Origin of the sequence: Rhodanobacter umsongensis (assembly GCF_042654965.1) — a bacterium.
GTDB classification, from domain to species: Bacteria; Pseudomonadota; Gammaproteobacteria; order Xanthomonadales; family Rhodanobacteraceae; genus Rhodanobacter; species Rhodanobacter umsongensis.
This window is the reverse complement of the sequence record NZ_JBHSMK010000002.1, coordinates 1-25,503: the sequence shown is the minus strand read 5'-3', so window position 1 is coordinate 25,503 and position 25,503 is coordinate 1. Positions and strand designations below refer to the sequence as shown.

The following is a 25,503-nucleotide window of genomic DNA, read 5'->3' as shown; positions in this document are numbered from 1 at the left end:
CGATGCAACGCGGGCGTCAGACTGCGCCTGGGCTTGATCCGGATCTTTTCACCAGCGGCCTGCAGCAAGGAGCGACACGTCATGCGCCCATTCCCGAGATCCCTGCTCGTCGCTGTGGTGGTCGCCATCCTTGGCTCAGGCGGCGGTGTCGCCCGCGCCGAGCCAGTCGAACACCGGGCCGATACCACCACAAGCTATGTCGACGTGCTCGACCTGCATGGTGCGCCACGGGCACCTGCGGATCGAAGCTTCAATATCTTTTTCGACGCCGGGGCCTGGCACGGCTATAGCCTGCCGGTTGCCGGCGATACGGCGACGGGTTTTTCCGGCCCGTTCGTGCATAGCCTGGACAATGGCCGATGGGTGGGCGCGCGCTTTGCCCAGTTGGCACTGCGCAATGCCATCAGCAAGCAGCCCATCGCCCTGAGTCCCGCCGGAAGCCATGCATTTCCGGGCTATCTGGTACGCCAGTTTTCCGGCCCCGAGCTGACAGTGCGCCAGACCCTGTTCTTTGCCGATTCCTGGCATGCGCTGGTGCGGATCGAGCTGACGGCGACGACGTCGCAAGAGGTGGATCTTTCCGTTGCCGGGCGCGTGATGTCGCCGCAGGGAGCGAAGCTGGTCGAGGATGGCGACGCGGTGACGCAGACCTTCGTCAACTCGAATTCGAAGCTGAGTACGCGACTTCACGCCGAAGGGATTTCCGCCTATCGGGTCACGTTGTCGGCGGGTGACTATCGAATCGCCCTGAACCGGCCCCTGCAGCTGAAGCCCAATCAAACCGCCACGGTTTTTGTCGAGCAGACCCTGGTCTATGACGCCCGTGCCGAGACGCCGCCGCCCGTCGATTACGCCACGGCCTGGGCCAGGAACCGCGCGCGCTGGGCCGGCTATCTGGGATCCGTCGCGCCGAGCCACATCCCCGGCTTGCCCGACGCGACGGCACGACGGGTTTCGGTGAAGGCCATGCTGACCTTGCTGGGAAACTGGCGTGCGGCGCGTGGCGATCTGCATCACGACGGCGTCATCCCTTCGTATTCCAACCCCGATTTCAATGGATTCTGGGCCTGGGATTCGTGGAAGCATGCGGCCGCGCTGGCGCGCTTTGCTCCCGATCTAGCGCGCGACCAGATGCGCGCCATGTTCGACTACCAGGCCGCCGACGGCATGGTTCCCGATTGCCTTTATCTGGACAAGGCGGGCAACAACTGGCGCGACAGCAAGCCGCCGCTGGCGGTTTGGGCGGTGTTGGAAATCTATCGCGCCACCAACGACAAGGCCTTCCTGGCCGAAATGTACGACAAGCTGGTGCGCTATCACCGCTGGTGGTTCGCGGCGCGCGATCACGATCACAACGGCGTGGCCGAATATGGTTCGACCGACGGGACCAAGGTAGCCGCAAAATGGGAAAGCGGCATGGACAACGGCGTCCGCTTCGACGCCATCGCCATGCTGAAGAACGGCGACGGCGCATGGTCCATGGATCAGGAGTCGGTCGATCTGAATGCGTACCTGTACAAGGAGAAGTCCGACCTCGCGCAGCTCGCAGCCATCCTCGGCAAGACGCAGGATCGTGCGCGCTGGCTGAAGGAGGCCACGACGATGAAGGCCGTCATCCAGGCGAGCATGTTCGACAAGACGCGTGATTACTTTTTCGATCGCAAACTCGGCAGCGGCACTCCCGTGCAGGTTTATGGTTCGGAAGGCTGGGCGCCGCTGTGGGCGGGCGTGGCAAGCCCTGCTCAGGCCAGGTCGGTGATCCGGGTGATGCTTGACCCGCGCAAGTTCGCCACCGTCATGCCGTTCGCCACACTCGCTGCAGACGACCCGCGCTTTTCCCCGATCAAGGGCTACTGGCGCGGCCCGGTATGGCTCGATCAAGCCTATTTCGGCGTTGAAGCTCTCAGGCGCTATGGCAATGACCGTCAGGCCGATGACATGGCCCGCCGCCTGGTGCTCCATGCCAAGGGTCTGACGCAGCAGGCATCCATGTATGAGAACTACGATCCGTTGACCGGCCAGGGCTATCAATCACCCAATTTCAGCTGGTCTGCCGCCAGCTACCTGCTTTTGTTGCAGTGAGTTCCACCTCGGCCCGCCCGGCGAATGGGAGAGGACGCCGACGCGATCTGACTGCTGAAGGGCATGTCGATGATCGGTCTGAGAACATGCCTGTGCCGGATCGGATGGCGGCTTTCGATGGCCAGCCGAGATCTCGCGAGCTGGGGCCACTCCCATCAGCACGCCTGCCATGCCAGTGGCGGGGTCATTCATCGTGCCGGCGGGCTTTGGCCCGCATGCGGCGGTAGAACGCCAGCGTGTGTTCGATGAAGCCCATCGCCCGCGGATGCGGCGAGCCGACGCCAACCCGCAACTGACCATTCGCCGGTTGGCCGGTCGTTGAAGATCGAGCCTGTGATGCATCTGCGTAGGTACCTGGCCGCAACGTCGCGCCATGAGCCCTCCCCACAAGCTTCCTGCCGAATTCAGCACTATTCCCGAACAAGATCGCCTAGAGCAGCCGCGTGGCCGCCACGTAGCATGGCAATCAGCTCGTCGATGCGATGAAAAACGAACTCAACAGGTGTTCATCGCCGCCACGAGTCAGGCCACGGGGGGTCTTCAATATGAGAGGGGAATATGGATATATACGCGCGAAAATCACTTTCGCGATGCGTCAGCTTGTTGCTATTGACGGTCGGAAGCAGTTTGCCGCTTTGTGCGGCACAGACTAAAACGCAAACACGATCGCCGGCGCCGGTAGCCGCCGCAGCTCGCACCACGGCACCGTCGCCAATGATTCGACATCAGCAGGCACGGCCGCTCAAGCCCAGCGAACGACCACCGCAGTCATCGTCTCGCGAACACCTTTACAGCGACTACGATCGTCCGGAACGCAATCAATCGCCGCAGCTGCGTGCAAACATGGCAGCGGCAGCTGCTGCCTGCGATGTCAACGCATTCGCGTCGGCCAGCGGAAGCAGTCTCGTCAGCCTGGTCCGCGGCTCATCGGTCGACGGCTGCATCAACACTTTGTTCAGCCTGTCGGGCGTCAGCGCGGGGCAGGTGTTCAACGAAGCCAAGATGGTCACCATCGCCAATGCCTTGCGCACCGATGCCGGCAGCTACGCCGGCGACAACAACACCGGCACCCTCCAGCTGATCCTGTTCCTGCGGGCGGGCTACTATGTGCAGTACAGCGACCCTGCCGATGTCGGTACCTACGGTACCGCGCTCAAGGGAGCGATACGGCCGGCGCTGGATGCGTTCGTGGCCAATTCGCATTTCCGTGATGTCAATGACAGCCATGGAGCCGTGCTGGCGGAATTCGTCACGTTGATCGACAGCTCGGGCGAAAACGCCCACCAGATGAATACGGTCAAGGGACTGCTCGACCGCTACAGCGCCAGCTACCACTCGTACTGGTACATGATGTCGGCAGTCAACAATGTATTCACCGTGCTGTTCCGCGGTCACTACAATGCTGATTTCGTGGCGCTCGTGAAAAGCGATGCCACTATCACGACGAGCCTTTCGGGGTTCGTGTCGCGCAATGCCGCCGAAGTCGGTACCGACAACGAGTACCTGCTGTCCAATGCCAGTCGCGAACTGGCACGGTTCATCCAGTACCCGACGCTGCAACCCACGGTGAAGCCCCAGGTCGCCAGCATCCTGTCACGCTACAGCATGACCGGTGCGGGTGCGTCGATCTGGGTCGGTACAGCCGATGTCGTTGATTTTTACGACCACGCGGACTGCAGCTATTTCGGTATCTGCAATTTCCGTAGTCAACTGGAGCAGGTCGTACTGCCGATCACGACCCAGTGCAGCCCGGACTTGCGCCTGCGCGCCCAGGCCCTCACTCCGGCCCAGGTTACCGACACCTGCAACAAGGTCATCAACGAGGAGTCGTACTTCCACAACCGGGTGAATGATGGTGGTACGCCGGTGGCGAACGACCACAACACCATGCTCGAGCTGGTGATCTTCCACTCGAGTTCGGACTACCAGACGTACTCCGGCGTGATCTTCGGCAACGACACCAACAACGGCGGCATGTACCTCGAGGGCGATCCGTCCGATCCGGCCAACCAGCCGCGCTTCGTAGCGTATGAGGCCGAATGGATGCGGCCGACTTTCGAGGTGTGGAATCTCACCCACGAATACGTGCATTACCTGGATGGCCGCTTCGACATGTACGGCGATTTCAATGCTGCCATGAGCGTACCGAGCGTCTGGTGGGTGGAGGGCCTCGCCGAATACGTGTCGTACAGCTACCGCGGCATTCCTTACCCGGAAGCGATTGCCGATGCGGGCACCCGGCAGTTCCCGCTAAGCACGGTGTTCGACAACGACTACAACAGTGGCCAGGAACGCGTCTATCGCTGGGGCTACCTGGGCGCGCGCTACATGTTCGAGAAGCAGTCGCAGGATGTCGGGAAGGTCCTTGGCTACTTCCGCCCGGGCAACTACACCGGCTACGCCGGCTACCTGCAGTCAATCCACAACACCCATGACAGCGACTGGAACCAGTGGCTGAGCTGCCTGAACGCCAACCAGGGCGATACGTCCACCTGCGGCGGGACCACTACGCCCCCGCCACCCACGGACCCGCCGCCGACCGATCCGCCGCCGACCAATCTGCCGGAATGTCCCGGATCCTCGGGTCAGCTTGCCGATGGTTGCCAGGTCAGCAATGTGCAGGCCACGCGTGCCGGCGACAGCGAGTACTTCTACATCTACCTGCCCGCCGGCACCTCGTCCCTGACGATCGCCACGACTGGCGGCACCGGCAATGCCGACCTGTACGTGAGCGGTCGTGGATGGCCATCCACGACGGACTATGACAAGCGTTCGACTGGCAGCACCAACACGGAGAGCGTCAGCATCACGCCGTCCGCTGCGGGTGGCTACTACTACGTGGCCGTGGTTGCCCAGACGCCGTATTCCGGTGTCGCGGTCAGTGCTTCACTGGGTGGCGGGTCCACCACGCCTCCGCCAGTCACCTGGCCGGAATGCACGGGCGATGCCAGCGTGCTGACCAGCGGTTGCCAGCACAGCAATGTGCAGGCCACCCGCGTGGGCGATACCGAGTACTTCTACATCATGGTACCTAACGGCACGACTGGCCTGCATGTGGAAACCGCCGGTGGCACGGGCAATGCCGACCTGTACGTCAGCGGCCGCGGCTGGCCATCGGCGACCGACAACGACATGGCGTCGGCGCACAGCAGCAACGGCGAGTCGATAGACATCGCCCAGCCCTTGGGCAACACGTATTACTACGTGGCCGTGACAGCTGCCTCACCCTATTCTGGTGTTGCAGTTAGGGCCAAGCTGACTCCATAAGAAGTGTTGCATCCCGGTAGCAGGCAAACGCATGTGTGGTTTGCCTGCTACCGGATGTTGGGCCATATGCGGCAGCTATCGGAAGCCAAAGCCTTTGGCGGTACAAGCCGTGACATCGTCCTCGCAAAAGTCTTGGGCGCAGTCGGTCGATGTGAAGCTGGTGAGCGGCAACTCCGGTCGAGGCGATCCTCCCGGCACAACCACCGCGAAGATGGCGAAGTGATCGAGCGTGGGGGAGACCCCGGCCGACTGGAGCATGGCCAAGCGCCCCCAGAAGAACAGGCAGACACGCTCAACCAAGTAGCATGGCGAGGGCTGCGGCGGCCAAAAGCCTGTGATCACCCACAACCTCGTGCACCTGGCATGGCTGCAAGAAGGCGATCCGGAGCAGCGCGAAAGGGCGAGCCACCGAAAGCCACAATATGGAATATTCTCGGCCGTGAGCTTGGCGGTGACGCGGTTGCCTCGGTTTCAACGAGCCCAAGGTAGGTTGTTCGAGGCGCCCTGAAGGAAGCGGAAGCGGAACCGACATCACGAGTGCGCACTTCACGCTCAATCCGAAGCTCGCCATTGCTTCGAACGGTTCTTGGACGCTCCCAAGCATTTCGGACTTCGCGGATGCCCGCATCAATGTCCATGAACGCCCTCGGCAACGCCCGGGGCCCGTCACGTCGCAAACGCTGGACAGATGCGTGCGCCAGGCACTCAGTCGTCTTCGCTGCCCAGGTTGAGCAGGTGGGCCGGCAGTCCGGTGCGGGTGCCCCAGTGATAGATGAACAGCGCGACCGCGGCGGCGGCCACCGAATCCCAAGGATGGCCGAGAAGACCGCGGCCGCCGAAGGTGCCCAGATAGGACAACAGGATGATCAGCGCGTAGTAGGCAAGCAGCCACAAGGACGAATACACCTCCTGGCGCAGCTTGGAGCGGCCTTCGGGCTGAGGCAGCTTGCACAGGATGTAGACCACGAACAGCGCAATCTGCAGACCCAGCAGCCACGACACCGTCTGCCAGCTCGACCAGTACACGATCAAGGTGGCCACCATGAAGGAGAGCGGGCCGAGCAGGCCGAAGCCACGCACCAGGAACGGCCGCGGCAGTTCCGGTGCGGTGCGGCGCAGGGCCCCCACGGTGATGGGCGCCACGGCATAGCTCAGCACCAGGGCAGCCGACACCACGCTGATCAGGGCCTGCCACGACGGAAACGGCAACGTCCAGAACACCGACAGCGCAAAACTCAGCCACAGCGCAGGGCGCGGGATACCGGAGTTGGCATCGACCCGCGCAAACAGTTTGAAGAACGAGCCACTGCGTGCCCATCCATAGACCACGCGGGGCGTGGCGTTCATATAGATGTTGCCGGTGCCGCTGGGCGAGATCGCGGCGTCGCATACCACCAGTGCAGCCAGCCAGCCGACGCCCAGGGTGATGGCGATATCGTGGTAGGGCAGCGAGAACATCGCACCAATCCTGCCCCAGCCCTGCGCCAGCATGGGGGTGGGAATGCTGCCCAGGAAGGCCACCTGCAGCAGCAGATAGATCACGGTGGACAACACCACCGACAGGATCAGGGCGATCGGAATCGTGCGCTGAGGGTCACGTACCTCGCTGGCCACCGAGATAATCGGCGTCAGTCCCAGATAGGCGAAGATGATGCCGCCAGCGGAGACCGCTTCCTCCACGCCACTGAAGCCGTAGGGCGCAAAACCGTGCACGCTCATGTTCTGCGGCTGGAAGTGTGAGAGCAGTATGACGATGACCAGCAGGGGTACGATGAATTTGAAGATGCTGATGAGGTTGTTGGCTCTGGCAAAGGTCTTCACGCTGAAATAGTTGAGCGCAAAGAACAGCGTCAGCAGTGCCAGCTGCACCAGCCAGCCCAGTAACGTGGGTGCGCCGCTCGCGTTGCGATTCAAGGCGGGAAACCAGGCAGCCGCATATTGGCGACAGGCCACGGTCTCGATGGCGATGAGGCTGGAAAACGCGATCAGGGTGATGAAGCCCATCAGCGAACCCAGCAACAGGCCATGCGAGTATTCCGGATATCGCACCACGCCGCCGGCGCGCGGCAACGCCGCACCCAGCTCGCAGTACACCAGGCCCAGCAGCAGCACCGCCGCACCGCCGATCAGCCAGGACAAGATTCCGGCCGGGCCGGCGATGGCGGAGACATGGCTGGCCGCGAACAACCAGCCTGAACCAAAGATGGCGCCCAGGCCGATGAAGGTCAGGTCGGCGAGGCCCAGCTGTCGATGAAACTTTCCCGTCGAGGGCATGGGACGTGGTCCGGCGGAGGCTTGGAGGAGGCCTGTGATCGCAACGCGCGATCACAGGGAAGAGTGCGGGCTTTCGGCATTGCATTGGCCTGCGCCCGCGCAGCGCCGCGGTTGTCAGGGCGACTTGCAGTCGCAGGGCTTCTCGTCGGCGTAGGGCGATTTACCGCCGCTGGCGATGAAGCGGTCGACCTGCTGCTGCAACACCGGCAGCGGCACTGAGCCCAGCGCCAGGACGGTGTCGTGGAAGGCGCGCAGATCGAAGCGCTCGCCCAGTGCTTTCTCGGCGCGTGCACGCGCGTCCACGATGGCCATTTCGCCAAGGTAGTAAGCCAGTGCCTGGCCTGGCCACGCGATGTAGCGATCGACCTCGGTCTCGATCTCGTGTTCGCCCAGCGCGGTGTTCTCGCGCATGTAGACGAGCGCCTGTTCGCGAATCCAGCCCAGATGATGGATGCCGGTATCGACTACCAGCCGGCAGGCCCGCCACATCTGGTAGCCGAGATAGCCGAAGCGGTCATAAGGCGTGTCGTAAAGGCCCATCTCCACGCCTAGCCGCTCCGAGTACAGCGCCCAGCCTTCGCCATAGGCGGAGAGGTAGGTGGCGCGGCGAAATGGCGGCAATCCTTCGTGCTCGGTTGCAAGCGGCATCTGCAGGCCATGGCCTGGCGAGGATTCGTGCAGGGTCAAGGCGGTGAGCGCGTACAGCGGGCGCGAACGCAGGTCGTAGGTGTTGACCATGTAGTAGCCGGCGCCGCCGCGTCCCCCGGTATAGTAGGGCGCCAGCTCGGCCGGCACCGGCTCGATCACGAAGCGCTGGCGTGGCAGCCGGCCGACATACTCGCCGATTTTCCCATTGACCCGATTGGCGATCCAGGCAGCCTGCTTGAGCAGTTCATCGGCGCTCTTCGGATAGAACTTCGGATCGGTGCGCAGGTAGTGCAGGAACTCGGCGAAGCTTCCGTTGAAGCCGGTTTCGCGGATCGTCTGCCCCATCTCCGCGCGCAGGCGCGCGACCTCGCGCAGGCCCAGTGCGTGGATCGCGTCGGGACTCATGTCCAGCGTGGTGTATTTGCGGATCTGGGACTGGTAGAACGCCTTGCCGTCCGGCATCGCCTCGGCGGCCAGGCTGTTGCGCGACTGCTTCATGTACACATTGCGCATGAAGCCGAGCAGCCGCGCGTGGGCCGGCGCGACTGCATCGTGGATGGCGGCGATGCCCTCCGCGCGCAGGCGCGCCTGCTCGTCCTCCGGGATGTTCACGGGCATCTGCCGGAACGGCGTGTAGAACACGCTGTCCCTGTCGCGGGCGTGGGCCACCTCGGCGATAGCCTGGTCGCGTCCAGCCAAGGTCACCCGCGGGACGCTGAAGCCGCGCGCGAGCCCGAGGCGCATGTTCGCGATCTGCTCGTCGAAGTAGCGCGGGATGTCACACAGCTGTCCGATGTAGCGGCGGTAGTCGGCTGCGTCGTGCAGCGGCCGACGCGCGGTGAAGCCGAGGTTGCCCCAGAACGAGGTGTCGCTGTTGAACGGCATCTGCCATGTGCGGAAGCGCTGGTCGGCCAGCAGGGTTTCGACTTGGTTGCGGTAGACCAGGTAACTCACGCGTTCATCGCCGTGCAATGCATCCACCGGGATGGCGTCGAGTCGCTTCATTACATCGGTCCAGTAGCGTTCGCGCGCGGCCTGGGTGGCGGCGTCGACCCGCGGCAGGTGATCGGCCGGTTGCGCGTGGGTGTCCTCATCGTCGGCACCGGCGAACTGGGCCTGTCGCCACGTCCACTCCTGGCTGGACAGCGCGTGGAAGCGCCTGGCGGCATCGTCGTTCGCGGCAGCGGCGATGGTTACGATGCCGAGGCAGGCGAGGGTGCCGAGGCGGACGATCAACTTGGACATGGTGGCGCTCCGGTGGCGCGGATCAAGGCATGCTGGTCAGGCGAAGGGCTGGTCGATGGCAGGGGAGGGCTCGGTGAACCAGGCCGCACCGTCGGCCGTTACGTGGAAATGGTCTTCCAGGCGAATGCCGAAGCGGTCGGGCAGCACGATCATGGGTTCGTTGCTGCAGCACATGCCCAGCTCCAGCGCGGTGGTATTGCCGCGTACCAGGTACGGCGTCTCGTGGACACTCAGGCCGCAGCCGTGGCCGGTGCGGTGGGGAATGCCAGGCAGGCGGTAGTCCGGTCCCAAGCCGGCTCGCTCGACCACGGCACGCGCGGCGGCATCCACCGCTTCGCACGGCACCCCGGGACGCACCGCGTCGAACGCGGCACGCTGCGCGGCCTTTTCCAACGACCAGATCCGCGCCTGTTCCTCGTTCGGGCGGCCATACACATAGCAGCGCGTGATGTCGGAGTTGTAGCCCTGCACGGTGCAGCCGGTGTCGATCAGCACCAGCTCGTTCGGGGCGAGCCGCTGTTCGCCGGGAATGCCGTGTGGATAAGCCGTGGCCTGGCCGAACTGGACGATGCAGAAGGTGGAGCCGTTGTCGGCGCCCAGGGCGCGATGTGCCTCGTCGATGAAATGCACCAGTGCATGGTTGCTGATGCCTTCGTGGAGCACGCCTGCCGCAAGCCGCTGCACTTGCAGCGTCATCGCGGTGGCCTGCTGCATCAGGGCCAGCTCGGCGATGGACTTGCGCACGCGGCAGCCGTCGATGATCGGGCTGGCGTCGACGAGGCGATGCTCGCCCAGCACGGCCTGCAGGCGCGTGGCGACGGTGTACGCCGCCGCTGGATCGAGCGCGAGGTTGCCGGCATGGCGCTCGCGCAACCCCGCCGCCACCAAGGCATGCGGATCTTCGTGTTCCTCCCACGCGCGGAGTTCGGCGTCGATCCGGAGCACGTGTTCGAGCGAGCCGGTCTCGAACCCAGGACAGATCAGAATGGGCTCGCCGCGCGCCGTCAGAAGCAGGCCGACCAGCCGCTCGCTGGCGCCCCAGGCGACACCGGTGAAGTAGCGCAGCGACGCGCCGGCGGTCACCAGCAGCGCATCCACGCCCTGCTCGCGCATCAGCACGCGCGCTCGCACAAGGCGCTGCTGGTACTCGTCGCGATCGATCGGAGCCGCAATGACTGGCCAGCGTGACAGACCGGCGCGTGCCTGCGCGAGATCGAGGCCGCCGATCTGTTGGTGGGTATGCGCGTTCGTCATGGTGCAGCACTCCGTCCGGGGTCAAGGTCGTCGTTGCGCCAGTGGCCGTCCACCTGTCGCGCGACGCCGCCGGGATTGCGGTCGCGCAGCTCCGGCGGCAGCAGCGCATCGGCGACGTTGTCGTAGCAGTGCAGCGCGGTAAAACGGCGGATGGCCGCCGGCATGCCTACCGCTGTGAAGCCGGGATGGCTGGTGCTCGGGTATGGCCCGCCGTGGTTCATCGCGGCACTCACGGCTACGCCGGTCGGCATGCGATTGGCGACCAGCCGGCCGACCCGCGGGCGCAGGACCCGCGCGAGGTTCGCCATGCCGTCGTCGCTGCCATCGGTGGCGCCGTAGAGCGTGCCGGTGAGGTTGCCTTCGAGGCTTGCCGCCAGAGCCAGCATCTCGTCGGCATCGCGCGTGCGCACCAGCAGGCTGGCCGGGCCGAACGCCTCGCGCTGCAGCTTGGCAGGATGCTTGAGGAACGCCCTTGCGCTTACCTGCAGCAAGGTGGGCCGGTAGCGGTAACCGGGTCCGGCGGAGGTGCCGCCGGCAAGACAGGTTGCGCCCCAGTCACGCAGCGCGGTCACCGCCTGGTCCAGCTGCTCCAGCACGCCGCGTGAGAACAGCACGCCCGGCGGTGCGGCATTGAACAGCCCGATGGCCGCGGTGACGAACGCGTCGCCGGCGGCATCATCCGGTACGACGACGAGGCCGGGGTTGGTGCAGAACTGCCCGCTACCCATCGTGCACGAAGTGAAGAACTCCTGGGCGAGCGCGGCGCCGCGTTCGGCCAATGCGCCGGGCAACAGGAACACCGGATTGACACTGGACATCTCCATGTACGCCGGAATGCCCGCCCGATCGGCCGCCGCCTTCAGCGCGAGACCGCCGTTGCGGCTGCCGGTGAAGCCGATCGCGCCGAGCCGTGCGTCCCCCGCCAGTCGCAAGCCCAGGTGCTGACTGAAGTGGTAAAGCAACTGGACTGATGCAGCGGGAAGGCCGGCCTGCAGCAAGGCCCGGTGAGCGAGCTCGGCCAGTCGCTGGCTGGTGGCCGGATGCGAAGGATGCGCCTTGGCGATCACTGGATTGCGCGCCGCGATGGCCGAGGCGAAATCGCTGCCGGCCACGGCATTGAACGCAAGCGGGAAATTGTTCGGACCGAAGATCAGCACGGGCTTGTGCAACGGTGCGTAGTGCGCACGCAGGCCGGCGGTGGTATCGATGACCGGCTGGGTCCAGGCGAAGCTGCGCACTGCCTGCGCGGCCAGCCGCAACTGCCGGCTGGTGCGTGGAAGCTCCACCGCCGCAAGCCGGGTTTCCGCCGGCAGCGCGGTTTCGGCGTGAGCCAGCGCGACCAGCGTTTTCGCATCCTCGTCGATAGCCTGGGCGTAGCCGTCGAGAAAGTCCGCGATACGCGATGGCGGCGCCGCTGCGAGTTCGCCGGCCGCGGCGCAAGCGCTGGCCAGTGCCGCTTCCAGGTCGCTCTCGCCGCTGACCGGAAAGGCCGGCCCGATCGCTTCGCCGGTAGCCGGGTCGACGGCACGGAAGCATTCGGACGATTCGCATGCGGCACGCCATTCGCCCGCGATCAGCAAGGACTGGGCAGCCATCTCAGAGTTCCGGGCGGGTGGCGATCGCCTGCTTGATCACGCGCATCGCGGCCTCGCGTTCGGCCCCTTCGATTGCCAACCGTGGCGCACGCACGCGCTCGTTGCCTAGGCCTACCGCCTGCTGTACCAGCTTGATCAGCTGGACAAACTTCGGCACGGTGTCGAGCCGCAACAGAGGCAGGAACCATGCGTAGAGCTCGGCGGCAGCGGCGGAACCGCCTTCGCGGGCCAGCTCGAACAGGCGCACCGATTCCTTTGGGTACGCGTTCACGAGCCCGGCGATCCAGCCGGTGGCACCCATGCTGACGCCTTCAACCAGGGCGTCATCCATGCCCACCAGCAGTTCCAGCCGATTACTGAGCAGGGATTTCAGCGCAGCGAAGCGACGCACATCGCCAGAGGATTCCTTCACCGCCTGCACGTTGGCGTGTTCAGCCGCCAGCGCGGCAATCTGCTCCGGCGAGAAGTCGGTCTTGTACGCCACCGGATTGTTGTAGAGCATGCACGGCAAGTCAGTAGCGGCGATCACCGCGCTTACGTGGGCGCTCATCTCGCGCCAGTCGGAGGAATACACGTACGGCGGCAGCACCATCAACGCGGCGCAACCCTCGGCCTTGGCCGCCTGCGCCAGCCGCACCCCCTCGTTGGTGGACAGGGCGGCGATGCCCGGGATCACCGGTGCACGGTCGCCAACCGCTGCCACGAGGGTGCGCATGATCGCGACCTTTTCGTCGAAGCTGAGCGTCGCCGCTTCGCCCAGCGAGCCCAGTGGCACGATGCCCGTGCAGCCCGCATCGAGCAGCTTGCGCGCATGTTGGGCGAGAAAATCGTGATCGACCTGGCCGTCACCGGTGAATGGCGTGGTGATGGCAGGAATGACGCCGTGCCAGAGGGTGTACTTGGTCATGCGTAGGTGCCTCGAGAGTCATCGGTAGGAAGGTTGGGAACATCGGTGGCGGCCAACGTGGACAGGCGCGCCGGAAAGAGGGGCGGGCGGATCCCGCTGCGCGGAAAGCGGCCTAGTTCGGCCAGCGCCGTGCCGCATATGCGGCCCTGGCAGGCGCCCATGCCGCAGCGCGTGGCGAGCCTGGCCGCGCGAGCGTCGGTGAAGCCATCCAGCGCCGCGAGCGTCACGTCTTCACAACGGCAGATGACGGTGTCGGCGCCGGCCAGCGCGCGCGCGCGCGCGTCGAGCGCGAAGTGCAGCGCCAGCAGGCCCGCGAAACGGCGTGCACGATGGCGCGAAGGGAGCAGGGCGGTCGCTGCTGCCGTGGATCCAGCGGCGGCATGGCCGGCCATGCTCCCCTCGATGCGTGCAGCGGCGAGCCCGGCGATACCGCACGTTTCCCCCGCTGCGTACACGTTCGCGGTACTGGTGCGCAGCAAGTCATCCACCTGCACGCAAGGATGGATGCGGGTGTGATCCAGCGCGCAGCCAAGCATGGTGGCCAGCTCGACGTTGGGTACCAGGCCGTAGCCGATCGCGAGCAGATCGCAGGGGATGCGCAATGGGCCGCGCGGATCATCGACGTCGACGCCGCATAGCGCGTCGCGGCCATGCGCCATGCGGACAACCGAGCCGCAACGATAGGGAATGCCGGCGAGTCTCGCGCGCAGAACCGCTGCTTGCGCCGCGCGTACGGGCCAGCGCCACAACTGCATCGCAAACGCGGCTACCGCCGCTGTCGGCGCCTGCTCGTAGATGCCCAGTACGTGAGCCCCATGCCGACGCAACGTGGCCGCGGCGGCCAGCAGCAGCGGGCCGCTGCCCGCCACCACGACGCGCTTGCCATGGACAGGCCAGCCCTGCTTGGCCAGCGCCTGGATGCCTCCGGCACCGGTCACGCCGGGCAGTGTCCAGCCCGGAAACGGCAGGAGCAGTTCGCGCGCGCCGGTGGCCAACACCATTGAACCAAAAGATAGTTGAACCGATACGCGCGGCGTTTCCACCAGCAGTGTTCGATGATCGGCAGCGATCACCTGATGCCGCGGCAGCCATTCCACGTGTCCGCGTGTGCGGGCGAGCAGGTTGAAGGCTTTCCGCGCAGGTTGCGGCGTGCCGTGAAGCACATCGTGGCGCCATACCTGGCCGCCATGACGGGCCTGCGCGTCAAGCAGGCCGACCCGTGCGCCATGGCTGGCGGCAGCCTGCGCTGCCGCCAGCCCTGCCGGGCCTGCACCGACCACCAGGACGTCGTAGTGCTCAGTCATCGGTCTCGACCTGCATGCCGTCTCGCACCGGGGTCATGCATGCACGTACATGCGGCGTGCCATTGATCCGTACGCGGCATTCGAAGCACACGCCCATGCCGCAGAGCGGTGCACGCGGTTCGCCGCGCACGGAGCGGCGGAAGCATACCGGGGCACCGACTGCGACCGCTGCGGCCACGCTGGCGGTCGCCGGTACGGTGAGGGCGTGGCCGTTGACCACGACGCATACGGTCTTCATGCGAGTACCCGCGCGGGCGCATAGGGCGACGGATCGATCGCGGGCGCACGGCCCATCAGCAAGTCCACCAGCAGCCGGGCGCTCCCCAGTGCGGTGGTCACGCCCAGTCCCTCATGGCCCGCTGCAACCCACACGTCGGCATGATCGGGTACGGCACCGAGATAGGGGCGACCGTCGGGCGTTGCCGGGCGCAGCCCCGTCCATGCCCTCACGGACTGCAGTTCGCGCAGCATGGGCATGAACTGGAAGGCACGCTCCAGCATGCGCCGCAGCATTGCGGGGGATATCGCCGAATCGAAAACATCGGATTCGCGCGACGAGCCGATCAGGATCTGCCCGGTCGGGCGCGGTTGCACGTTGAAGGCGACGCTGCTGCCCTCGCGGCTGTGGGCACTTTCGGCATAACCGAGTTCGAGCACCTGGTGCCGCAGCAACCCCGGGTAGCGTTCGGTAATGAGCAGATGCCCCTTGCGCGGGCGCATCGGCAACTGTGGAAGCAGGTCGGGCAAGGCACAGCCGGTTGCAACCAGGGTGGGCCCGCTGAGGACCGTGCCATCGTCCAGCGTCACGGTGGCGCGGCCCAAGCGGCAGGCGGAACGGCCCAGGTACAGTTGGGCGCCGCGTTGCTGCGCGCGTCTTACCAGGTGGAGTGCTACCCGTGGCGGATAGATCACCGCCTCGCGCGGTACCAGCATGCCGCCGCACAGGCCCGGAGCCAGCGCCGGTTCGAGATCGTACAACGCGCGCGCATCGACGGCATGGGCCTCCCCGCCGGAGGTATTGAGACGCTCGACGCGTATCGCGATGCCGGCTGCCTCCGCTTCGCTGCGGGCGATCCACAACGTGCCGCAGCGGCTGAATTCGGCTTCCGGGAGCTCGGCAAATCCCTCCCAGTGCTGCAGCGAATAGCGCGCCAGCGCAAGTTCGGCTGGATCATCGTCCATCGCCACGAGGTGCCCCATCGCGCAGGCGGTGGCGCCACCGCCGATCGGGCCCGGTTCCACGATCGCGACGCGAAGTCCGGCGGCCGTTGCCTCATCGGCGCAGCTGGCGCCGACGATGCCGGCACCAACCACGATGAGGTCGTAGCCGTTCATTCCGCGCCGCTGCCCCAGGCAAACGGGTCATCGTCATCGATCAGCAGGGTGGCTTGAGCCGTAATGTGCGCAATGCCGGTGATCTGCGGCAGCACGCCCCGAGTCCCAGGCGTGTAGTGCGCCTCGAACACGCTGCCCAGGATGCTCTCCTGACGCCAGATCTCGCATGGTGCCAGCTTGCCGTCGGCAGCGAGGCAGGCCAGCTTGGCGCTGGTGCCGGTGCCGCACGGCGATCGGTCGTAGGCCATGCCGGGGCAGAGCACGAAGTTGCGCGCATCGATGCCGGGCGTGGTGGACGGCGCGTTGATTTCGATATGGTCGATTTCGCCGGCATCCGCACCGCAGATGCCAGCCTTCTCCAGCGTGTGCCGGATCGCCTCGGTATAGGCGGTGAGCTCGCGGTGATTGCCGATGTCCAGCGGCAGCGGCGCATCCTTGGTGATGAAGAACCAGTTGCCACCCCAGGCGACATCGCCGCGCACGCTGCCGTAGCCCGGCACGTCGATGCGCAGGGCAGCGGCATGACGGTAGCTTTCGACGTTGTCGATGGAGACGCGCCCGTCTTCGTGCAGTATCACGCCCACGGTACCTACCGGCGTGTCGACGGTGTGCCGGCCGGGCGCGATGCGCCCCAGATGCGCCAGCGTGCGGACCACGCCGATGGTGCCGTGCCCACACATGCCGAGGTAGCCGACATTGTTGAAGAAGATCACCCCGGTGCAGGCGCCCGGGCTGTGGGCTGGCCGCAACAGAGCGCCGACCATGGTGTTCGACCCGCGCGGCTCGCAGGCAACCGCGCTGCGCCAGGCGTCGTGGTGGTCGCGAAAGTACTGGCGCTGTTCGGCGAGGTTGCCGCCGCCCAGATCGGGCAGGCCGCCAATGACGACCCGGGTGGGTTCGCCGCCGGTGTGCGAATCGATGACATGGATGGTATGCATGCCGCTATGTTCGTCGCGCGCGCGTTCGAACGTCTAGGCAAGCTTGCTGCAGTCAGATGCGGAATTCGGCACAATGCATGTTGGCGTCTTAGTATGCTTGTTACTGTCGGAGCATACCGTGCAGCTCGGTCGGGGATTCCGGGGAAAGCCGTATGGACGTGAAGATTTCAGCAGGTGAATTGCAGACCCTGTTCGACGCGTTGCCGGACGTTGTGTTCTTCGTCAAGGACCGCGCCGGGCGTTACACGCATGCCAATCTCACCCTCGTGCGGCGGTTGGGGCTCAAACGCCGCGAGGATGTACTCGGCCGCAATGTGACCGAGCTTTTCCCTAGCACGCTTGGTACCTCGTACGCATCGCAGGATCGCCGCGCACTGGCGGGCGAGTCCATCGAGAACCAGCTCGAGGTCCACATCCTGACCAATCGCGTGCCGGGCTGGTGCCTTACCCGCAAGTATCCGTTGCGCTCGCACGCGGGGATCTGCGGCGTGGTGGGCATCTCGCGCGATCTCAACAAGCCGGACGGAAGGCATCCGACTTATCCGAGACTCATCCGCGTGATGGACTATCTGCAGGATCACTACGCGGAAAGGGTGAGGGTACATACGCTGGCCAGTCTTGCCGAGGTGTCGGTGGCGCAACTGGAGCGGCATTTCCGGCGCGTGTTCCAGCTCACTCCGCAACAGGCGCTGACCAAGCTGCGCATCGAAGCGGCGATGCGGTTGTTGCAGGGCTGCGACAGCGTGGCGGATATCGGGCTGGCCTGCGGATTCACCGATCAGAGCGCGTTTGCGCGGCAGTTCAAGGCCACGGTGGGCATGACGCCGCGGGAGTATCGCGGTCTGTATGTTGCCGCGAAGTTCTGACCGAATCCCCGCGAACTCGAGGCCGCATGCGGATAGCGGCGCGCCATGGCATCCGGCGCTGGCGCAACTGGCCGGCCATCGGTAGTTGATCAAAATGAATTGCGCTTGGCACGTAATTTTGTGCGGAACTCCGCACGCGTGGCGCAAGAATTCGACAAGACGCTGCATGTTGCGCATCCCACCATGTGCTGGGTTCTGCGTTTTTGTTCCGGTCTCGCCAGGGGGCATCGCTTCGGACGAAGCACGCGCAGGTCAGCCTGTTCGCATGAGCGTCGCAGGTTGTGTCCGTGGGGACGGGCACAGCGGGGGAGGGCGCCGCAGAACCCCAAACACCACCCAAATAGCTTACCGATGGCTGCTCAGGATCAGGGCGTCATACGGATCCCAATGAATGATGATCTGGAGAAAGCACTGATGAACGATCATTCCCTGCTGCAGAGAGCCCCATTTCGTCGCAACATCCTGACCCTCGCTCTGGTGATGGGATTGGGTACGGCGGGTGCGGCACATAGCCAGGCGACGACAGGCACCATTTTCGGACAGGTGCCGGCTGGAGCCGGCGACGCAGTCGCGATCAGGAGCTCCTCCGGCATTACCCGCCAGGTAGCGGTGGATGCACAGGGACGCTATTCGCTAGCCGCGTTGCCGCTGGGGACCTATACCGTCACCCTGGTAAGGGATGGGGCGACGGTGGATTCGCGCTCGAATGTCACCTTGCGCGTGGGTGCAGGAACGGAGGTTTCCTTCACGGCGCCCGGTTCGACGGGCACGAAGAACCTCGAAGCAGTCACCGTGAGCGCCAATGCGCTGCCCGCCATCGACGTCACTGGCGTCGACTCGCGCACCGTGATCACCGCCGAGCAGCTGGCCCGGCTGCCACTGGCGCGCAGTGCCGAGGCCATCGCGCTGCTCGCACCTGGCGTGGTCGAAGGCAGCGGCTATTTTGACGGCCCGACCGGCGGCTCGGTGGTTTCCTTCGGCGGCTCCGCGGTCACCGAGAACGCCTATTACATCAACGGGTTCAACACGACCGACCCGCTGAGCAACTTCGGCGGCTTTGCGCTGCCCTACGGGTCGATCGACCAGCAGGAGATTCTCAGTGGCGGCTACGGTGCCGCCTACGGACGCTCCGATGGCGGCGTGATCAGTCAGGTCGGCAAGCGTGGCACCAATGAATGGCACTTCGGCGGCCAAGTGCTGTGGACGCCGGCATTCGCCCGCGGCGACCAGAAGGATATCCACTTCGTCACCGGCTCCGATCGGGGCAAGTTGTATGACAGCAACAGCCAGGACAAGTCGTGGACCACGGTGGTCAGTGCCTACGCCGGTGGCCCGCTGATCAAGGACAAGCTGTTCCTGTTCGCCTCGATGGAGGCCGAGCGGCGGCAGGGCAACACCATCGGCAACACCGATGCGCCATTCAATACCAAATATCGTAACGACTATCCCAAGTGGTATGCGAAGCTGGACTGGAACATCACGGACAGCAACATCCTGGAAGTGACTGGCGCTTCCACCAAACGATCCTATTCGGCGGATCGCCTGGCCTATGACTACGACACGGGAAGGACGGGGAACCTGGCCAACAGGGCGATCCCGACCAAGACCGGTGCGGATCTGTATGTCGGAAAGTTCACCAGCTATCTCACCGATGAACTGACCTTCTCCGCCATGTACGGGCGCATGGACGGCACCTACTTCAACCAGGTAACCAACCTGTACCCGAACATTGGACGCCTCTACAGCGCCAGCAAGCAGAATCCGGCCCTGAACGGTGGCACGACCATCATCAGTCCGCAAACTCTGGGCGCGATCAACGACCCGACCCATACGTCGCGCAATACCAACCTTCGTTTCGATCTGAGTTATCGGCTCGGCAGCCACACCCTTTCGGCCGGTATCGATAACCAGACCATCGAGGACAACAACGACGGTAACAAGATGGCTGACCCGGGCTACGGTTGGGAATACAACAAGGGCGCCGCGGGCACCCCGATCATCGGTGTGCCCGGCGCTGATCCGTACGTTGCTGCACCGGGTACCTACCCGGGTGGCGCAACCGGCTACTACGTGGCGAAGTACCGCCGCTACGGCGGTGGTTCGGTTCGCGTGGAACAACGCGCGCAGTACATCGAAGACAGCTGGCAGGTCAGTGACCGCTGGTTGCTCAAGCTGGGCCTGCGAAACGATCAGTTCACCAACTACAACCCGGGCGGCGAAGCCTACCTGCGTCTGACCAAACCCCAGTGGGCCCCACGCGCCGGCTTCAGCTGGGATGTCAATGGCGACTCCAGCTTCAAGGTCTACGGGAACGCAGGCCGCTATTTCCTGGCGCTTCCCGCGACCGTGGCGATGCGCCAGGCGGGTGCCCCGCTGTACACGCGCGAATACTTCACCTACACCGGCATCGATTCCAATGGTCAGCCGACCGGGCTCACGCCGATCGATACCAGTCGTGGCCCGGGGGCACCGATCTCGGCCAATCGCGAGTATGGCCAGTCGCATGATCCGAAGATGGTGACGGCCACCAATCTGAAGTCGGAGTACCAGGACGAATTCATCCTGGGATTCGATAAAAAACTCGGGGATGCCTGGGTCTACGGTGCCAAGGCCAGCTACCGGAATCTGCGCACCGCCATCGATGATTACGGCGACTCCGGCGCCATCGCGGCCAAGATGGATCGCATGGGTATCGACCCCAGCACCTATGACGCCAACGCGATTTCCGGTGCCTATCTGTTCAACCCGGGGCGCACCAATATTCTCAAGGTACAGAAGTACGACGGCAGCTACTACTCGGTGCCGATGACCACGGCAGATTTCGGTTTCTCGTCCGGGATCAAGCGTCATTACTACGGACTGGACCTGTTCCTCGAGCATCCGTTTGACGGGAAGTGGTACGGCAAGGTCGACTACCTGTTTTCGCGCAGCTACGGCAACAGCGAGGGCCAAGTGCGTTCGGATATCGGTCAGGTGGACGTATCCGCCACGGTGGACTGGGATTACGCACAAGTCATGGAGTACGCCAACGGCGAACTCTCCAACAGTCGCCGCCATCAGATCAAGGCGTATGGCTCCTACCAGCTGACGCCTGAGTGGATGTTGTCCGGCAACCTGGCCATCATTTCCGGTGCGCCGCGCAGTTGTCTTGGCATGTACGGCCTGGGCGAGACCAACCCGGGACTTGGCTACGGCGCCTACTACCACTGGTGTGCCGGCAAAGTGTCGCGACCGGGCGATGCCGGCCACAATCCATGGCAGTACACCGTCAGTCTGAGCACCGAGTACCGGCCCTTGTGGGCCGACAAGAAGCTCGGCTTCAATGTGATGGTCTACAACGTGTTCAACAATCGGGTGACCACGCAGACCGACCCGTTCTTCGGTGCGACCGGTGGCGAGTACACCACCTACCGCATGGCGGTATCCCAGTCCCAACCTCGCTATGTCCGTTTCGGCGTGACGTACGATTTTTAGCAGCTTGTGAAATATCCGCTGGTACGGCTTACAAATGAGCATGAATGGATCGGGTGCGCATAGCATCTGTCCGCCGCGGTAGCCGGATGGGCAGGTGTGCTGGAGTCGGCAGTCGGGAGTGCGCAAGAAAGGCACTCCCGACGTCCTCCGGATGCGTAGTTCAAAAAGTGAACGGGTTGCCAAGACAGCCTTGCTCAGACAGTTTCCCCAAGGCTCAGCCGGCACAGGACGTGGCGGCTTTTTTTTTGAAAGCCCATCGCTTGCGCAAGTTGCAAATGGATGAATGCGCGGGCGGCCATGTAGTCAGACGTTGACGTTCGATGCGTTGTTCCGCAAAGGCCGCCTGGCATCGGCTACGCCTCGCCGAAGAGCTCCTCACGCCGCTTCGCCAGCCCAAAGGGAACCCATGAACCAGACCGCCGAAACCATGCCGCCCGCCATGCCCCACTACCCGCAACTGCTAGGCCACCCGCGTCCGCTGTGGATGCTGTTCATGACCGAGTTCTGGGAGCGCTTCGCCTTCTACAGCGTGAGTTGGGCGATGGCGCTGTATGCCGTGGCGCAGTTCTACCATGGCGATCCAACAGGTCAGGGGTGGGCCGGTACGACCTTCGGCACCTACACTGCTTTGATCTTCGGCACAGGCATTTTCGGAGGCTACGTGGCCGACAAGCTGATCGGCTACCAGCGCGCAATTCTGGTCGGAGCACTGGTGATGGCAGCAGGCCTGTTCGTGCTCGCCGTACCGAGCAAGCTGGCCTTCCTGATGGGTTTGTCGATGGTGATCGTCGGCGACGGCCTGTTCAAGCCGAATATTTCTTCCATGGTAGGCCAGCTCTATGGCCGCGATGACCCGAGGCGCGATCGCGGGTTCACGCTGTTCTACATGGGCATCAACGCGGGTGCGCTCTTGGCGCCGCTGCTCACCGGCTGGCTGGCTGCCACCTTCACCGCCACACCTCTGGAACAGAACTACAAGCTGGTGTTCATCGCAGCTGGCATCGGCATGGTGCTCAGCTTCCTGTGGTTCTGGTTCGGTCGCCGCCAGCTCGGTACTGTGGGCCGGCCGCCATCAGACCGGATGGGGCGCTCACGCGTGTTAGCCGTGATGGCTGGTGCGCTGGCATCGGTACCGCTGGTGTACCTGCTGCTGTCGAGGGTCGGTACGTTGGGGTTGCAATGGTTGATCGGGGCGCTCGCGGTGGGGGTGGCCGTACTGCTGGTCAGGGAGGCGCGACTGGATGACCGCATCCGACTTGATCGCGTCTGGGCCATGCTGATCATATTCGCCTTCAATGTGTTGTTCTGGATGTTCTATTACCAGCTCGGCAGTTCGTTCAATTTTCTGGCGCAGAATCTGGTCGATCGTCAGATGTTCGACTGGGAGTTTCCAGTGAGCTGGTTCCAGTCGATCAGTCCGCTCACCATCATCCTGCTGGCCCCGGCGCTCAGTCTGGTTTGGGGTTGGTTGGATCGGTACCGGGTCGAGCCCTCGATCCCGCGCAAATTCGGGTTCGGCCTGATCTTCAATGGCCTGGGATTCCTGGTACTGATGTATGCATTGGCTCACCTGTTGGGGGGCAACGGGCTGATCCCGTTCTGGCCCTTGGCTGCCTGCTATACGTTGCAGACATTGGGGGAGTTGTGTCTGTCACCGATTGGATTGTCCATGGTTACCAAGCTGGCACCGCCGCGGTTGGTCGGGCTGGCGATGGGCGGCTGGTTCCTGTCGACGGCAGCGGGCGGCAATTTGTCGGGCCTGCTGGCCAGCTACATCAGCGGCGCGCACGGCATGACGGCGGCCTCCGCATTGTCCGGCTTCACTTTCGGGTTCTGGCTGCTTCTGGGCGCAGGTGTGGTGCTGCTACTGATCTCGCCGCGGATCAACAAACTGATGCATGGGGTGAAGTAGGCCGGCGATATGTCAGCTTGATGGGAGTTTGCAGTAAGACTTGGCGCAGCCTTCCGGCTGTAAAGTTAAGTGCGAGTACCGCAGACACGCCACTCCCGGCTTGAATGGGCGCGGATCGAGCGAGGCGCGTTATCCGGGATGGAACTCGCCAAGATCGGCATCAAGAAAATGTCTTGAGCCCCCTCTTGGCATCTACCGCGCAAACTATTTCAGGGCCGGCCATGTTCGACCGACCACGGCAAGGCGGCGCGCAGGGCGAGCACGTCAGTTTGTTCAGCAGGGCGCCGGCCCTGAATCATCACCGCCTCGATGGCGCGCAACAGCACGCGGCGCAGCGCATGCATCGCCAAGCCACTTCTGCGATACTTTGGTCTCGCGCATGGCGCGTCTCTTCTCGGCTTCCCAACTCATGGGGATGACGGCATCCTGGGCGCGCTGTTCCTTCAATCGGCACCCAAGGTGTTGATCGAACGAGAATATTCGTAGGCTACCAATTCAGTCTCTGACCCGTTTGCTCCTCAGCCTGTTCAGTTGATCAGGGAGGGGATTTTCGTGACAAGCAACTCCAGGCTTCGAACCACATTCACCGGCTACTACGGGATGAACAATTTCGGCGACGATTTGTTTGGCGTGGTTTGCAGTGCGGCAGCGCGAAACTACTGGGATGGTGATCCCAGACTTGTCGGTCCGGCGATCCGAGATGTCGACGCACGCTACACCATGCCTTCGTGGTACCCGACTTCCATCTACGGTGCATTGGGCCCGCTCGGCCGGGCCAGTCGATTCTATAGTTTCGTGCGCGGACTTTCCGATTCGGATGTAATGGTCATGGGCGGTGGCTCCATAATAGGGGGGCCACCTACATCGACATTTCGCCAGAAAATGATGATTTCTGCACGTCGTGCCGGCAAACTGCAACTCGCGGCAGTCGGCGTGTCGATCGGCCCGATCGATAATGCAGAGTTGGAAGATTCTGTCGCTGATTTCATCGGTTGCTTTGACTACATAGCGGTGCGCGACAAGCGGTCTTACGACCTTGCCGTAGAAATAGGGGACGCTAAAAAAACCCATCACGGACGCGATCTGGCAGGTCTGCTACCCCTCATCGCCGCCGTTTCGCCCAATGCCCGGGGACTGGCCGAACAGCGCGGGAGCAGTCCGATTCGTCTTGGCGTCGCGCTCTGCAATTACGAGGTCACCGACAGCAACTATGCTGCACCCGCTAAGCAGGACTTGCTGTCGTCGCTGACATGTGAATTGGTGCAACTGGCTGCTTTGCGGCCATTGCAGGTCGATATTTTCAGCCTCAACGAACATCCTGTACACGGAGATTACGCATTATCTTCGGCTTTGGAACAAAACCTTCTTGAGCGTGGTGTCGTTGCCCGAGTGCGACGTTATCGCGACCGAAGTCCTCTTTCCATGGTTCAGGCTATCGGGGAGTGCGACGCTTTCATAAGCGCGCGTCTGCATGGCGCTATCGTTGCCTATTTGCAGGGCATGCCATTCGCCATCGTCGATTACCATCCGAAATGCAATGATTTCGCCGATGAAATCGGCCTGCCGTCGACACTTCGGATTACTGCAGATGGAGGTGATGTCTCGGCTGCAATTGGCGATGCGCTTTCGAGCATGCTGAATTCTGGAAATGGGCCGACACTTTCCCGGGAGATTTATTCGCAGCAGGCACAGGATATATTCAGATGCGCTCCTTGGTCAGCTGCGTCGATGGTTCAAAGATCGGCGCGTGGCACCGCAACAAGGCCCACTGATCCAAGACCCAGTTGAGCGTTTCCGCGATCTCGCTGTCTGGGTATGGCGCAAGATACCGCCGCCTTTACTCCGGGCCGCTCGCTGATCACTGCTTGCCGGAGAAGAACGCAACGCCAAGCCTGATCGCCTGGGCGCTCCGCTACAGATGCTCGATCGGCATATCGTCGTCGCGGTGCTGGCCCCGGGGGGGCGATGCGAAGCTGGTGAGCGGCAACCCGGTCGGGTGATAGCTCCGGCAAAGCAACCGCGAAGATGGCGGAGGGATCGAGCGCGGGGAAGACCCCGGCCGACTTGTAGCCCAGAAGGACAGGGAGGCTGGACCAGAAGGCATGGCGAGGGCTGCGGCGGCTACAAGCTGCACGCGAACACGGAAAGGGGTTGGGCGTCATCGGTAATTCCCCGCAGATTAGCTGACGCCAGAAGTGGAACTTTCTCGTAGCCTTTCCCGAGGAGGTTCCATGAAAAAAATCCCGATTTACCGATAGCCAGATCCTGGCCGTACCGACGTCCCCCCGCTTTGAGTAGCGGGTGGGTTTAGAGTCCGGTGTTACTTTAACTGCTTCGCGTAGGCGGCCGGTGTCAGCCCGCCCAATGCCCTCTTCGGTCGCTCCTCGTTGTATTCCCGCCGC

The 25,503-nt window shown here is 63.8% G+C and carries 16 protein-coding genes; 6 read left to right on the top strand and 10 right to left on the bottom strand.

Features of this window, described 5'->3' with window-relative positions; translation table 11 throughout:
• The first annotated feature begins 81 nt into the window (after positions 1 to 81).
• The gene (locus ACFPME_RS00145; protein WP_377300805.1) at positions 82 to 2,082 is read left to right on the top strand and encodes an MGH1-like glycoside hydrolase domain-containing protein; all 2,001 of its coding nucleotides are present in this window, start codon (positions 82 to 84) and stop codon (positions 2,080 to 2,082) included.
• 714 nt (positions 2,083 to 2,796) lie between these two features.
• Positions 2,797 to 5,349 carry a M9 family metallopeptidase gene (locus ACFPME_RS00140; RefSeq protein WP_377300803.1) on the top strand — a complete coding sequence of 851 codons (2,553 nt, stop codon included), beginning with the start codon at positions 2,797 to 2,799 and terminating at the stop codon, positions 5,347 to 5,349.
• Between the two features lie 705 nt (positions 5,350 to 6,054).
• On the opposite strand, the gene ACFPME_RS00135 is transcribed toward ACFPME_RS00140, so the two are convergent.
• From ACFPME_RS00135 to ACFPME_RS00095, 9 genes are all read right to left on the bottom strand, one after another.
• Complete coding sequence (locus tag ACFPME_RS00135; protein ID WP_377300801.1) at positions 6,055 to 7,623, bottom strand: APC family permease; 1,569 nt, start codon at positions 7,621 to 7,623, stop codon at positions 6,055 to 6,057.
• A gap of 114 nt (positions 7,624 to 7,737) precedes the next feature.
• On the bottom strand, positions 7,738 to 9,516 hold the full coding sequence (locus ACFPME_RS00130; protein ID WP_377300799.1) for a DUF885 domain-containing protein: 1,779 nt from the start codon (positions 9,514 to 9,516) through the stop codon (positions 7,738 to 7,740).
• Positions 9,517 to 9,552: 36 nt separating this feature from the next.
• Positions 9,553 to 10,770: a M24 family metallopeptidase gene (locus ACFPME_RS00125; protein ID WP_377300797.1), complete on the bottom strand. Its 1,218-nt coding sequence runs from the start codon at positions 10,768 to 10,770 to the stop codon at positions 9,553 to 9,555.
• On the bottom strand, positions 10,767 to 12,365 hold the full coding sequence (locus ACFPME_RS00120) for an aldehyde dehydrogenase (NADP(+)) (protein ID WP_377300795.1): 1,599 nt from the start codon (positions 12,363 to 12,365) through the stop codon (positions 10,767 to 10,769). The genes ACFPME_RS00125 and ACFPME_RS00120 overlap by 4 nt, the downstream gene beginning before the upstream one ends.
• A 1-nt stretch (position 12,366) precedes the next feature.
• A complete protein-coding gene (locus ACFPME_RS00115; RefSeq protein WP_377300793.1) occupies positions 12,367 to 13,272 on the bottom strand; it encodes a dihydrodipicolinate synthase family protein in 906 nt (301 codons plus the stop codon).
• The gene (locus ACFPME_RS00110; RefSeq protein WP_377300791.1) at positions 13,269 to 14,576 is read right to left on the bottom strand and encodes an FAD-dependent oxidoreductase; all 1,308 of its coding nucleotides are present in this window, start codon (positions 14,574 to 14,576) and stop codon (positions 13,269 to 13,271) included. Before ACFPME_RS00110 ends, ACFPME_RS00115 begins: the two co-directional genes overlap by 4 nt.
• Positions 14,569 to 14,814: a (2Fe-2S)-binding protein gene (locus ACFPME_RS00105; RefSeq protein ID WP_377300788.1), complete on the bottom strand. Its 246-nt coding sequence runs from the start codon at positions 14,812 to 14,814 to the stop codon at positions 14,569 to 14,571. The genes ACFPME_RS00110 and ACFPME_RS00105 overlap by 8 nt, the downstream gene beginning before the upstream one ends.
• Complete coding sequence (locus ACFPME_RS00100; protein WP_377300786.1) at positions 14,811 to 15,911, bottom strand: NAD(P)/FAD-dependent oxidoreductase; 1,101 nt, start codon at positions 15,909 to 15,911, stop codon at positions 14,811 to 14,813. Before ACFPME_RS00100 ends, ACFPME_RS00105 begins: the two co-directional genes overlap by 4 nt.
• Complete coding sequence (locus ACFPME_RS00095; protein ID WP_377300784.1) at positions 15,908 to 16,849, bottom strand: 4-hydroxyproline epimerase; 942 nt, start codon at positions 16,847 to 16,849, stop codon at positions 15,908 to 15,910. The genes ACFPME_RS00100 and ACFPME_RS00095 overlap by 4 nt, the downstream gene beginning before the upstream one ends.
• 152 nt (positions 16,850 to 17,001) lie before the next feature.
• On the opposite strand from ACFPME_RS00095, the gene ACFPME_RS00090 reads away from it, so the two are divergent.
• From ACFPME_RS00090 to ACFPME_RS00080, 3 genes are all read left to right on the top strand, one after another.
• Complete coding sequence (locus ACFPME_RS00090; RefSeq protein WP_377300782.1) at positions 17,002 to 17,715, top strand: AraC family transcriptional regulator; 714 nt, start codon at positions 17,002 to 17,004, stop codon at positions 17,713 to 17,715.
• A 414-nt stretch (positions 17,716 to 18,129) separates the two neighbouring features.
• The gene (locus ACFPME_RS00085; protein ID WP_377300779.1) at positions 18,130 to 21,189 is read left to right on the top strand and encodes a TonB-dependent receptor; all 3,060 of its coding nucleotides are present in this window, start codon (positions 18,130 to 18,132) and stop codon (positions 21,187 to 21,189) included.
• A gap of 406 nt (positions 21,190 to 21,595) precedes the next feature.
• Positions 21,596 to 23,101 carry a peptide MFS transporter gene (locus tag ACFPME_RS00080; protein ID WP_377300777.1) on the top strand — a complete coding sequence of 502 codons (1,506 nt, stop codon included), beginning with the start codon at positions 21,596 to 21,598 and terminating at the stop codon, positions 23,099 to 23,101.
• 209 nt (positions 23,102 to 23,310) lie between these two features.
• Here ACFPME_RS00080 and ACFPME_RS00075 read toward each other — a convergent pair whose 3' ends face one another.
• Positions 23,311 to 23,445, bottom strand: a complete 135-nt coding sequence (locus ACFPME_RS00075) for a hypothetical protein (protein ID WP_377300772.1) — start codon at positions 23,443 to 23,445, stop codon at positions 23,311 to 23,313.
• 256 nt (positions 23,446 to 23,701) lie between these two features.
• On the opposite strand from ACFPME_RS00075, the gene ACFPME_RS00070 reads away from it, so the two are divergent.
• Complete coding sequence (locus ACFPME_RS00070; protein ID WP_377300770.1) at positions 23,702 to 24,889, top strand: polysaccharide pyruvyl transferase family protein; 1,188 nt, start codon at positions 23,702 to 23,704, stop codon at positions 24,887 to 24,889.
• The last annotated feature ends 614 nt before the right edge of the window (positions 24,890 to 25,503 follow it).